This is a genomic window from Chromobacterium sp. W521, assembly GCF_052805975.1.
In genome coordinates this window covers 355,379-367,246 of the sequence record NZ_JBRBAF010000004.1, presented here as the reverse complement: position 1 = coordinate 367,246, position 11,868 = coordinate 355,379, and the positions used below count along the sequence as shown (strand labels likewise).

General features: G+C 63.6%; 12 protein-coding genes. 2 read left to right on the top strand and 10 right to left on the bottom strand.

The genetic code is table 11. From position 1 onward, the window contains the following. Nucleotides 1-44: 44 nt before the first annotated feature. Nucleotides 45-1,307, bottom strand: a complete 1,263-nt coding sequence (locus tag ACUXV1_RS08295) for an MFS transporter (RefSeq protein ID WP_446014907.1) — start codon at nt 1,305-1,307, stop codon at nt 45-47. A 101-nt stretch (nt 1,308-1,408) separates the two neighbouring features. Between ACUXV1_RS08295 and ACUXV1_RS08290 the strand changes: the two genes are divergently transcribed. Further along, nucleotides 1,409-2,311, top strand: a complete 903-nt coding sequence (locus tag ACUXV1_RS08290; protein ID WP_043635838.1) for a LysR family transcriptional regulator — start codon at nt 1,409-1,411, stop codon at nt 2,309-2,311. Here ACUXV1_RS08290 and ACUXV1_RS08285 read toward each other — a convergent pair. After that, nucleotides 2,295-3,044 (bottom strand): SDR family oxidoreductase, encoded by a 750-nt coding sequence (locus tag ACUXV1_RS08285; protein WP_446014906.1) that lies wholly within the window; start codon nt 3,042-3,044, stop codon nt 2,295-2,297. The genes ACUXV1_RS08290 and ACUXV1_RS08285 overlap by 17 nt on opposite strands. A gap of 2 nt (nt 3,045-3,046) precedes the next feature. Beyond that, nucleotides 3,047-3,976 (bottom strand): prephenate dehydrogenase, encoded by a 930-nt coding sequence (locus ACUXV1_RS08280; protein ID WP_446014905.1) that lies wholly within the window; start codon nt 3,974-3,976, stop codon nt 3,047-3,049. Nucleotides 3,977-4,046: 70 nt separating this feature from the next. On the opposite strand from ACUXV1_RS08280, the gene ACUXV1_RS08275 reads away from it, so the two are divergent. Beyond that, entirely contained in the window at nt 4,047-4,316 is a 270-nt protein-coding gene (locus ACUXV1_RS08275) for a DUF4936 family protein (RefSeq protein ID WP_114153766.1), read from the top strand. Between the two features lie 270 nt (nt 4,317-4,586). Here the strand turns inward: ACUXV1_RS08275 and ACUXV1_RS08270 are convergent, their stop codons facing one another. The 7 genes from ACUXV1_RS08270 to fabG all read right to left on the bottom strand — a co-directional run bounded on the left by ACUXV1_RS08270 (nt 4,587) and on the right by fabG (nt 11,846). Next, a complete protein-coding gene (locus ACUXV1_RS08270) occupies nt 4,587-5,459 on the bottom strand; it encodes an EAL domain-containing protein (RefSeq protein ID WP_446014903.1) in 873 nt (290 codons plus the stop codon). A gap of 259 nt (nt 5,460-5,718) precedes the next feature. Beyond that, nucleotides 5,719-6,912, bottom strand: coding sequence for a dicarboxylate/amino acid:cation symporter (locus ACUXV1_RS08265; protein ID WP_114153768.1), 1,194 nt, complete (start codon nt 6,910-6,912; stop codon nt 5,719-5,721). 199 nt (nt 6,913-7,111) lie between these two features. Further along, nucleotides 7,112-7,924 carry an aminodeoxychorismate lyase gene (gene pabC / locus ACUXV1_RS08260; protein WP_446014902.1) on the bottom strand — a complete coding sequence of 271 codons (813 nt, stop codon included), beginning with the start codon at nt 7,922-7,924 and terminating at the stop codon, nt 7,112-7,114. Further along, nucleotides 7,924-9,216, bottom strand: coding sequence for an aminodeoxychorismate synthase component I (locus ACUXV1_RS08255; RefSeq protein ID WP_446014901.1), 1,293 nt, complete (start codon nt 9,214-9,216; stop codon nt 7,924-7,926). Before ACUXV1_RS08255 ends, pabC begins: the two co-directional genes overlap by 1 nt. A gap of 127 nt (nt 9,217-9,343) precedes the next feature. After that, nucleotides 9,344-10,585 (bottom strand): beta-ketoacyl-ACP synthase II, encoded by a 1,242-nt coding sequence (fabF, locus tag ACUXV1_RS08250; protein ID WP_039756356.1) that lies wholly within the window; start codon nt 10,583-10,585, stop codon nt 9,344-9,346. 177 nt (nt 10,586-10,762) lie between these two features. Further along, nucleotides 10,763-11,002 carry an acyl carrier protein gene (gene acpP, locus ACUXV1_RS08245; protein ID WP_019103041.1) on the bottom strand — a complete coding sequence of 80 codons (240 nt, stop codon included), beginning with the start codon at nt 11,000-11,002 and terminating at the stop codon, nt 10,763-10,765. A 106-nt stretch (nt 11,003-11,108) separates the two neighbouring features. Then, nucleotides 11,109-11,846 (bottom strand): 3-oxoacyl-ACP reductase FabG, encoded by a 738-nt coding sequence (gene fabG, locus ACUXV1_RS08240; RefSeq protein WP_019103321.1) that lies wholly within the window; start codon nt 11,844-11,846, stop codon nt 11,109-11,111. Nucleotides 11,847-11,868 lie beyond the last annotated feature (22 nt).

Sequence of the window (11,868 nt, the reverse complement as noted above, 5' to 3'; positions counted from 1 at the left end):
TGAATAAGCCCTGCGCCAAGCCGCAGGGCTTTTTTCTTTCAGGCTCAAGGTTGCGGCAAGGGCTGCAGCCGCCTCAAGCCCAGGCTGATCGCCAGCATCGCCGCCAGGCTGGCCGCCAGCACCGCGGCAACGCCTTGCCAACCGCCCCTCCCCCACATCAGGCCGGACAAAGACCCCACCAAGCTGGAGCCCAGATAGTAGGCACTCAGATAAATGGCCGAGGCCAGCGCCCGCCCCTGCCGCGCCCGCAGCCCCACCCAGCTGCTGGCCACCGAATGACCGGCGAAAAAACCGAAGGTGAACAAGGCGATGCCGGCCACCAGCAGCGTCACGCGGTCGCTCAGGGTCAAGCCCAGCCCCAGCAACATGGACAGGACCATCAGCCACAGCACATTGCGCCGGCCCAGGCGGTCCGACAACTTGCCAACCCAGGCCGATGACCAGACGCCGACGATATACAGCGAAAACACCAGCCCCAACAAGCTCTGGCTCATATTGAACGGCGCGGCCAGTAGACGAAAACCCAAATAGTTGTACAAGCTGACGAAACAACCGGACAACAAAAAGGCGCTGACGAACAACCAGGGCAGTCCTGGATCGCGGAACAAGCCCTTGGCTTCCCGCCACATGCGGCCGAAATCATGCCTGCGCGGCTGGAAATGACGCGACGGGGGCAGATTGCGCCAGAACAAGCAAGCCCCCGCCACGCCAAGCAAGGCCAGCGTCAGCAACGCCCAGCGCCAGCCTAGATGATCGGCCAGCAAGGAAGCGATGAAACGGCCGCTCATCCCGCCCAGCGCATTGCCGGCGATATACAGGCCCATAGAGTGGCCCAGCGACTTGGCGTCCACCTCTTCGCTCAAATAGGTCATCGCCACCGCAGGCAAGCCGGCCAGAGCCACCCCGAACGCCGCGCGCAGCCACAGCAGATGCTGGAAGCTGTCCGCCAGCGCAGACAGCAACATCAGCAGCGCGCCCAGCGCCAGCGCCGCGTTCATCAAGGGGCGCCGGCCCAGGCGATCCGCCAGCAGGCCGGCGGGAATCAGGCTCAGGGCCAGACTGCCGGTGGCCAGCGACACCACGCCGCTGGAGGCGGCCGGCGACAGGGCGAACTCCTGAGCGAACATCGGCATCAGCGGCTGCGCGCCGTAAAGCATGGCGAAGGTGCAATAGCCGCCGACAAACATGGCTCGCGCGGTGGCGCGAAATTCTGGGGTGCCGGCATGCAATTTGGCCGGGGGAAAGCTGGGTTCGGACGGTGGCGGCGCAAGGCCGCGAAGGCAAGGAGACGACGAATCGGCGGACATGAAAAGCTTTCAATGCGAAATATGGCTTTGAGCTTAGTCTTGGCCGAAAGCGCAGTCCAATATATATTTAAACATCATTTGATACTTTTGAAATATCAATCATGGAACTGCGCCATCTACGCTACTTCGTTGCGGTTGCCGAGGAGCTCCACTTCACCCGCGCGGCCCAGCGCCTGCACATTGGCCAGCCTCCGCTCAGCCAGCAGATCCAGGCCCTGGAATCCGAACTGGGTGTGCGGCTGCTGCGCCGCCACCAGCGCAAGGTGGAGCTGACCGAGGCCGGCCGCCAATTCCTGGGCCGCGCCCAACGCATTCTGGCCGACGCGGAACTGGCCGCGATGGAAGCCCGGCGTGCCGCGCGCGGCGAAATCGGGGAGTTGAGCATAGGCTTCACCTCCTCTTTGCCGCTGTCCCCCATCCTTCACACCGGCTTGCACGATTATCGCCAGCGCTTTCCGGAAGTGCGGCTCAAACTGCGCGAGATGTTCACCACAGACCAATACCAAGCCTTGCAACAACGGCGACTGGACATCGGCTTCGTGCGCTTCAACGGTCTGGAGCCCATGGCGGACATCGCGATGGTGGAATTGCAGCGGGACGCTTTGCGGGTGGTGATCAGCGCCGATCATCCGCTGGCGGGCCTGCCGGCGCTGCGGCTCGAGCAATTGCGCGGAGAGAGCCTGATCGGCTATCCCCAGGAGGCCGGCACCGGCTTGAATACGGTGCTGCGCGAACTGGCGCGCCGCCAAGGCATGGACTGGCGGCCGCGACAGGAGGCGGGCGAGGCGATCACTCAAATCGGCCTGGTGGCCGCCGGACTCGGCATCGCCATCCTGCCCTCTCCGCTGGAATGCGTGCGGCTCCCCGGCGTGCGCTATGTGCCGCTGTTGGACGAGGGCGCTTATCTGGCGATGGGCTTGGCCACCCGTCAGGACGAAGATTCGCCGCTGGTGGCCCAGTTTCTCAACTTGATGCGAGAGCGCTGGCTCAACGACCGCCGCTGACGTCCAGCAAGCTGCCTGTACAGAAAGAGCTGGCGTCGGACAACAGCCAGACAATGGCGGCCGCCACCTCCTCGGCCGCGCCGCCGCGCCCCATCGGCACGCTGCCGGCCAGGCGCTCCACCCGGCCGGGCTCGCCGCTGGCGGCATGAATGCCGGTATGGATCAGCCCCGGCCGCACTGCGTTGACGCGGATGCCTTCGGCGGCCACCTCCCGCGCCAGGCCCAGGGTCAGGGTATCGATGGCCCCCTTGCTGGCGACGTAATCGACATACTCTCCGGCCGAGCCCAGCCGCGACGCGCCGGAAGAGACGTTGACGATGGCGCCGCCAACGCCGCCATGGCGGGTGGACATCCGGCGCACCGCCTCACGACAACAGAGGACGGGGCCCAACACATTGCTGCGCAAGACTTGCTCCACCCGTTGCGCCGAGTAATCCTCCAGCCGGCCAATCGGCGCGGTGACGCCGGCATTGTTGACCAGCGCGTCCAGGCGGCCAAAATGCGCCGCCACCGCGTCGAACAAGCCCACGATGTCCGCCTCGAGCGAGACATCAGCGCAAAACGCTTCGGCGTCCGCGCCCGCTTGCCGCAGTTCGGCCACAACCGCCTCCGCTCCGGTTTGGTCAAGGCGGTAATTGACTGCAACGCGCCAGCCCTCCACTGCCGCCAGACGCGCCGTCGCCGCGCCTATGCCGCGCGAAGCGCCGGTAATCAACACCACTTTGACGCCCATCTTCACCCCTTGCGCATGAATTGCTGATGCCAGCGCGTGCGCGCGCCGCGCGCCGCGCCGAAACGCTCCGCCAAGCGCTCTCCGTCTCCCGCCGCCAGCATTTGACGCAATTGGTCCAAACCGGCGCGATAGCGGTCGAGTTCCTCAAGCAAGGCGTCCCGGTTGGCCAGGCTGATGTCGGTCCACATTTCCGGATGGCTGCCGGCAATGCGGGTGAAATCGCGAAAACCGGTGGCGGCGAAATCAAAGCAGCGCTCGGAGTCGGCCTTGCCCGCCACCATGTCCACATAGGCGAAGGCCAGCAAGTGCGGCAGGTGGCTGACGGTGGCGAACACCGCGTCGTGCTCCTGCGCCGTCATGCAGTGGATTTCCGCGCCGCAGGCGCGCCATAGCGCCGCCACTCGCTCGGCGACGGAAGGCAGGGTCTCCGGCAACGGCGTCAGCACGACTTTGCGGTTTTCGTACAAGCCGTACTGCGCGGCGGCGGCCCCGGATAGATCGGAGCCGGCAATGGGATGCGCCGGCACGCAATGCGCCAACTGGTCCGGCAAATGCCGGCGGTACAACTCCACCACGTCGCCCTTGGTGCTGCCGGCGTCGGTAACGACCGTCTCCGGCCGCAGCCGCGGCGCCATCGCCGCCATCAGCGCGCCCATCTGCCCCACCGGCGAGGCCAGCAACACCAGATCGGCGCGCCCGGCCACCTCGGCCAAATCCTGGCTGATTTCGTCCACCACGCCCAGTTCCAGCGCCCGCTCCAGGTTTTCCCGGGTGCGGCCGACGCCGATCACATGCCGCGCCATCCCGGCGCGCTTCAGCGACAGGGCGAACGAACCGCCAATCAGGCCCACGCCCACCACCACCAGGGTATCCATCCCTTGCTGCACCGCTTCTCCTCTATCCATCGCCTTGGAACCTAGAACGGCTATCATACCTGCCTAGTGTTGGCTGACAACCACTCCGTTGCGACGCATCAAGCGCGCGCCCTGCATAGGACATCCGATGAGCTACAGTTTTTATTGCTATTTCAAGGTCGACACGGACAACGCGCCCCTGCTTGCGCGGCTGCGGGCGCTGCAAGCCGGCGTTCTGGCCCGCGCGGGTGTCGCCGGCCGCCTGCTGCGTCGACGCGACGACGCCGGCACCTGGATGGAAGTTTATGAGGAGATAGCCGACGCGGACGCTTTCCGACGCGTCTGGCAGGAGGTCAGCGCCGAATGCGGACTTACGGCCTTAAGCCGCCATGAGGAGTGGTTTCAGCCGCTGGATTAAGAAGCTGTTCACGATCCGCTGCGCGTTGTGGGGCGTGACACGGTGAGTATCCCTTCGAAATGCACATGCACCGTGTCAGCCGTTTTCAAGGCGGTATCGCCGAAGCGCAGCAGACTTTGAACTGGTTCTAAGAGCCTGTTCACGATCTCGCGAGCAAGCGCGAGACAAGGCGAAAACGAGCGAAAAAGCGGAATGTACACGTGGCACATGAGCATTTTGAGCTTGTTTTTAACGCCGTATCGCCGCAACGCAGCAGATCGTGAACAGGTTCTAAGAAATCGGCCAGCTCAGGGTATCTGCCGGCCGCGCCAAGTGAAATCCCTGGACAAAGTCGCAGCCGGCGGCGCGGGCGATGTCCAGTTGCATCTCGCTTTCTATGCCCTCGCCCACCACCTTGGCCCCGTGCAGCTTCAGGATGGCCACCAACTCGGCCAATTTGTCTCGCAACGCCGGCCGCATCAAGGCCCGCCGCATTAGCACCTTGTCCAACTTGACGTAATCAGGCTCCAGCAGCCACACCCGTTCCAGATTGGACGCGCCCTGGCCAAAGTCGTCCAGGGAAATCAGGAAGCCCAGATCGCGGTAGCGTTGCACCGCGCCATGCAGCCGCACCGGATCGCTGACCGCGTCCTCGACAATCTCCAGGCACACATGGCTAGGCTGCACGCCCAGCAGTTGCAAGACCTCGGCGAAAAACTGCCCATGCGCCTCGCTGACGTTCACCAAGTGCTGGGCATTGACGTTTAGCGACAGCACCAGGCCCGGCGGCGGCGCTTGCAACAAGAAATTGAGCAGATGCAGACAGCGCAGTTGCCGGTCCACATACACGGTGCGGCGCGGCGTGGTTTCCGCGGCGAACAGCACCGTGGGAATCAATTGGCCCCCAAAGCGGTCCGACACCCGCGCCAGCGCCTCCACCGACCACAACTTCGGCTCGCCGTCCTGCAAACGAAACACCGGCTGGAAGACGCTGCGAAAACGCCAGTCCTCGTGCTGTCCGCGCACGCGCTCATCACGCCAGGACAAGGGCTCCTCCTCGAAGCCATGCCGCGCCAGCATCTGATTCAAGCGCGGCAACGCCGCCTGCGCGCGCGGCGCGCCCAGGTCCCAAACCGCCACCTCACACTCCGCCATCGCCGACATCGCGCCTCCCGGCATGCGCCAAGAAAACAAACAAGAAAAAGGCCGAACATCGTTCGGCCCAAACAGGATACGAGAGAAACCTGCATGCGGTTCCATTGAACCGGCAAACAGAAAAAGGCCGGCTTTCAGGCGACAGCGCCGCCGAAAGCCGCCAGCGCTCTACTGCGCCAGAAAGACCGGCTCAATATACATGGCTCTCTTTATCTCTAAAAATAATTAAATGCTCGTTGTATAGTTCGTATAAATCTATGAGTCGAATTCAGGCTTGCTGCGAAGCCGGCTTGGCTTCCGCCTCATCCGTCTCCCCCGCCGGCCTTCCCATGATGCGGTCCAGCCACAGCGCGATCACGCCGTCGCCGGTGACGTTGCAGGCTGTGCCGAAACTATCCTGCGCCAAATAGAGCGCAATCATCAGGGCCAGGCTGGCCTCGGGGAAATGCAACATGCTGGCCAGGATGCCCAGCGCCGACATCACCGCGCCGCCCGGCGCGCCCGGCGCCGCCACCATGGTCACGCCCAAGAGCAGAATGAAGGGGAACATCACATCCCAGCTAGGCACATCCAGACCGGCCGTCATCAACATCACCGCGGTGGCGCAAGTCACCAGCGTGATGGTGGAACCGCACAGGTGGATTGTGGCGCACAGCGGCATCACGAAATCCGCCACCGGGCCGGAGACTTTCATCTGCTTGGCCGAGCGCAACGCCACCGGAATCGTCGCCGCCGACGACATGGTGCCCAACGCGGTCAGGTAGGCCGGCAGCATATTGCGGATCAAAGACCAGGGGTTGCGGCCGCTGGCGAGGCCCGTCACCGTGTACAGCAGGGTCAGCCAGATCCAATGCATGGCGATGGCCAGCACCAGTACCACCCCAAAGGTCTTCAACGTGGAGAACACGGAGCCGTCGGCCGCCATCTCCGCGAAAACGCAGGCGATATAGGCAGGCAACAACGGAATCAGCACTTTGGCCAACACCAGTTCGACGATGTCCTTGCCTTGATCCACCACTTCCTTGAGGCGCTGCGCGCGGGTGACGGCGATGCCCAGGCCAAACACGAAGGCCAGCATCAAGGCGGTCATCACATCGAACAGCGGCTTGATCTCCAACGTGAACAAGGCCTTGATCGCCGCCGGCTTATCGGTGGCGTGCACCCCCTGAGCGATCAGCGACGGCAGCACGCCGGAGGAGACGGCGAAGGCCGCCAAACCGGACAGAATAGTGGAGCAATAGGCCAGCCCCACGGTCCAGCCCAGCATCTTGCCGGAGTTGGACTCCAACGCGGCGATGCCGCTCATGATGTAAAACACGATAATCAGCGGAATCATGAAGCCGATGAACTGCCCGAACAGGGCTTTGAAAGTCATCAGCAAGGCCAGCGGCCCATCCGGGGCCCATAGCCCCAGCGCCAGGCCAACCGCCATGCCGGCCAGTAGTTTAAGGATCAATTTCACGGCAACCTCTCTGAGCTTGGTCTTAATGTTGTTCGCGATCCGCGCATGCGCTTGCCGCCATGCCCGGTCCGGACACGGCGCGCCAGTCGGAAGAATGGAATCCGCCCGGCAAGGGCGGCTTGGACAAGAAAGCAGACGCGGTCTGGGCAGGCCTGCCGACAACACCGGGAACTGCCCTCCCGGCGCCAGGCTTCAACCTTCAGGCTTGAAGCGACAGGCTGTGTTGCAGGGCGCGCAGCAGTGGATGAGGTGTCCAGCTGCGCTCGCCCAAGCGGGTAATCTGCCAGATACCCATCAGGCTATTGGAGAGAAACACCGCATCGGCGTCAATCAAGCGCGACGTGGAAAGTCGCGTTTCAGTAAAAGAGCGTCCGATATCCAAACAATACGCGGTCAACCAATCCCGCACCGCTCCGTTCACACCGCAACGGTCCAGCCTCGGCGTGACGATCGCTTCGCCTTCCAGCACGTAGACATTGCTCATCGTGCCCTCGGCCACCCAACCCTCCATGTCCAGCATCAGGCCCTCGGCGACAGCGGGATCTTGCCACTCAGAGCGCGCCAGCACGTTCTCCAGCCGGTTTAGGTGCTTGATGCCGGCCAAAGCCGGCTGCAAGGCCAAGCGGGTTTCGCACCAGCGCGCCGTCACGCCCTGTTCAGATCGCTCCGGCGGATAGCCGTTCCAGGCCGCGGCGCTGACGATGCGAGTGCAGGACGGGGCCTCCGGCATCGCATAACCACGCGCGCCTGCGCCGCGGGTCAGCATAATCTTGGCCGCAGCGCGCGGCAGGCCGTCTCCCGCCGCGGCCAATTCCGCCAGCAGCAAGCTCTCCTCCGGCGGGGGCAGACGCAGCCTGCGCGCGTCGTCGCACAAACGCGCGTATTGCCACGCCCACAACCTGGGCTTGCCCTCTCTCAGCTCCAGCGTCCGAAACACGCCGTCGCCGTAGGCCAGGCCGCGATCCGCAGCAGCGACCCTCTCGTCGGCGCGGCCGTTGATCAGCATCGCCATCAGGCCTGCTCCACGCCCAGCGCCCGCAGCAGGCCGCGCGCCTTGTGGCGGGTTTCCTGCAGTTCGCGCTCGGGATCGGAATCGGCGACGATGCCGCCGCCGGCGCGAAAACGCAGCGAGGCGCCCTCTTGCATGAAAGTGCGGATCAGGATGTTCAAGTCCATGCTGCCGTCGCGGTTGAGGTAGCCAAGGCTGCCGGTATAGGCGCGCCTAGCGCTGTTTTCCAGTTCGCGAATAATTTGCATGGTGCGCACCTTGGGGCAGCCGGTGATGGTGCCGCCGGGAAACAACGCACGCAGCGTGTCAGCCGGACCCACGCCGGAACGCAGGCGGCCTCGAACATTGGATTCGATGTGATGGACATAAGCGTAGCTTGCCACGGCCATCAATTCGTTGACCTCAACGCTGCCGGGCAGGCAAATACGCCCCAGATCGTTGCGCTCCAGATCGATCAGCATCACATGCTCCGCCCTCTCCTTGACGCTGGAAATCAAACGTTGCTTCAAGGCGGCGTCTTCCACCGGGTCCTTCGAGCGCGGATGGGTGCCGGCGATCGGCCGCGTTTCCGCCCATCCCTCGCTCACCCGCACCAGTCTCTCCGGCGAAGAGCTGACGATCTGCGCGTCGCCAAAGTCCGCTAAGGCCGAAAACGGCGCCGGGTTGGCGCGGCGCAGAGCGGAGAACAGATCGACGGCGGCCACGCCGGCTTCCAGCTCGGCGCGCCAGCCGCGCGAAATATTCACCTGGAACACATCACCTTCGTAGATGTAGCGCTTGAGACGGACGACCGCGTCGGTGTACCACTGCGGCGGATCTTCCTCCAAACCCCGCAGGGCCACCGGACGCGGCGCGAACACCGGCGCAGCTTGGGCCAGGCTCAACGCCCGCTGCCACAGTTCGGCGCTTTCCGCCACGATCCAGCCGCAGCCCTCGCGGCGATCCACCAGCACCGCGGCCGGGGTGCGCGCCAACGCCGCCAGCGGAAAGCTGTCCGGCAACGCTTCGGGTACGCTGGGCTCGAACTCGGACAGCAGATCGTAGCCCAGGTAAAGAAAATGCCCGCCGACAAAAGGCAGTTGGTGGCGGTTATCGACCGCTTGCGGCTTGAACTCCGCCAAGCGGCGCAGGAAATCGCCGCCTTCCCCCGCGTAAAACAGCTCGCGCCCGTCTTCCAGCAACAAAAGATCCCAGCCAGTGTCCCCGGAGGACATCATCAAGTAGGGAAAGGTTTGCGGATCCGCCGCATGTATCGCCAGCAAGTCCGGCGCAAAATCCAGTTTCTGAGTGAACATCGAGAAAGTCCCGGGCCGGCAGCCCGGCGCAGCTTGCCGCCCGCTTTGACCCGGACGGCGTGAAAACAAAGAAAAACCGCTGCGAGTGTAGCGCAGCGGTTCGGGCAGTCAATCGACAAGACTACGATCAGACGCGCTTGAACACCAGCGTGCCGTTGGTGCCGCCGAAACCGAAGGAGTTGGAGATGCCGATGTCGATCTTCATCTCGCGAGCGGTATTGGCCACGTAGTCCAGATCGCAGCCGGCCTCCACATCCTGATCGTGCAGGTTGATGGTGGGCGGCGAAACCTGGTTGTGCACCGCCAAAATGGTGTAGATCGCCTCCACGCCGCCAGCGCCGCCCAGCAAGTGGCCGGTCATCGACTTGGTGGAGTTGACCACCAGCTTCTTGGCGTGGTCGCCAAAGGCCAGTTTGAGCGCCGTGGTTTCATTGGCGTCGCCCAAAGGCGTGGACGTGCCGTGAGCGTTCACGTACTGCACTTGGTCGGCGTTGATGCCGGCGTCGCGCAGCGCGTTGCTTATGCCGCGCGCGGGACCCTCGGCGCTGGGCGCCGTGATGTGGTGGGCGTCCGAACTCATGCCGAAGCCGATCAACTCGGCGTAGATCTTGGCGCCGCGTTTGACCGCGTGCTCATAGTCTTCCAGCACCAGCACGCCGGCGCCCTCGCCCATGACGAAGCCGTCCCGGCCCTTGTCCCAGGGACGGGAAGCCGTGGCCGGGTCGTCGTTGCGCGTGGACAAGGCCTTCATCGCGGCGAAACCGCCGATGCCCAGGCGGGAAACCGCGCCTTCGGCGCCGCCGGCCACCATGACGTCTGCGTCACCGTACTGGATCATCCGCGCCGCGTCGCCGATGCAATGCGCGCCTGTGGTGCAGGCGGACACGATGCCGTAGGTCGGCCCCTGATAACCTTTCAGGATGGATACCTGGCCGGCGATCAAATTGATCAGCGAGCCCGGAATGAAGAACGGGCCGATCTTGCGCGGGCCGCCTTCCTGCAAGGCCACGCCGGTTTCCTCGATCAGCGGCAAGCCGCCGATGCCGGAGCCGATGTTGACCCCGACCCGGGTCTTGTCCAGGCCCGGAATATCATCCAGCCCAGCGTCCGCCACCGCCTGCAAGGCCGCGGCGATGCCGTAATGGATGAACAGGTCGTTGCGGCGGGCTTCCTTCGGCGAGATATAGTCGCTGATCTCAAAGCCCTTCACTTCGCCCGCGATCTGGCAAGCCATATCGCTGGCGTCGAAACGGGTAATCTTGGCGATGCCGCTGTGGCCGGCCAGCAAATTGGCCCAACCGGTGGCGACGTCGTTGCCGACCGGGGACACATGGCCCAGGCCGGTTACTACAACTCTGCGTTTTGACACGAAGAATCTCCGTGAGAGATGGGAGGGCAGTCTCCCGACGAGACCGTCCACGCATTACGATGCCCTACGGTTTGGCAGGGATCAAACGCGCGTTTGGCATCCTCTTGGCAAAAGACCTCTGCGAAGAGACCAGAAGGCTCCGGGCAGAGGTCCTAATACCCCTCGAAAGGGAAGGAATTACTTGTTCAAGTGAGCAGTGACGTAGTCGACGGCTTGCTGAACGGTGGTGATCTTCTCGGCCTCTTCATCCGGAATTTCGCACTCGAACTCTTCTTCCAGAGCCATTACCAGCTCAACGGTGTCGAGGGAGTCGGCGCCCAGATCGTCCACGAACGAAGATTCGATTTTCACTTCGGCTTCGTTCACGCCCAGTTGTTCGGCAACGATCTTCTTAACGCGCGCTTCGATGTTTTCCATTTGTTTAAACCCTTGACCTTTCTGATTCGGGATAACAAAACCCCGGTATTCTACAAAAAAAAATTAGAGCAGCCTACCTAAATCTCCAGGCGGGCCGCAAGCTCGTTCACGGCATCAACATGCCGCCGTTGACATGCAGCGTCTGGCCGGTGATATAGCCAGCGCGATCCGACGCCAAAAATGCGGTGGCGTCGGCGATATCCTTGGCGTCGCCCAGGCGGCCCAGGGCAATCTGCTCGACCAGCGCCGCGCGTTGCGCTTCCGGCAGCGCGCGGGTCATGTCGGTATCAATGAAGCCGGGCGCCACGCAATTGACGGTGATGTTGCGGCTGCCCACTTCGCGCGCCATCGACTTGGTGAAGCCGATGATGCCGGCCTTGGCCGCCGAATAGTTGGTCTGGCCCGGATTGCCGGACACGCCCACTACCGAGGCGATATTGATGATGCGGCCGAAGCGCGCCTTCATCATGCCCCGCAGCACAGCCTTGGACGCCTTGAACACCGATTTCAAATTGGTGTCCATGATGTCGTCCCAGTCTTCGTCCTTCATCCGCATCAGCAAGCCGTCGCGAGTGATGCCGGCATTATTGACTAGGATCGCGATTGCGCCGAATTCTTTCTCGATGGATTCGACCAGCGCGTCGATCGCGCCGGCCTCGGTCACATTCAGCACCCTGCCGGCGCCGCCCTGTGCGGACAGACGCTCATGGATGCTCGCTGCGCCGGCCTCGCTGGTTGCGGTGCCGATCACCACGGCGCCTTCGGCGGCCAGCGCCGCGGCGATCGCCGCGCCGATGCCGCGCGATGCGCCGGTGACCAATGCCACTTTGCCTTGCAGGCTCATTGCAGTCTCCTTATCGTTATTC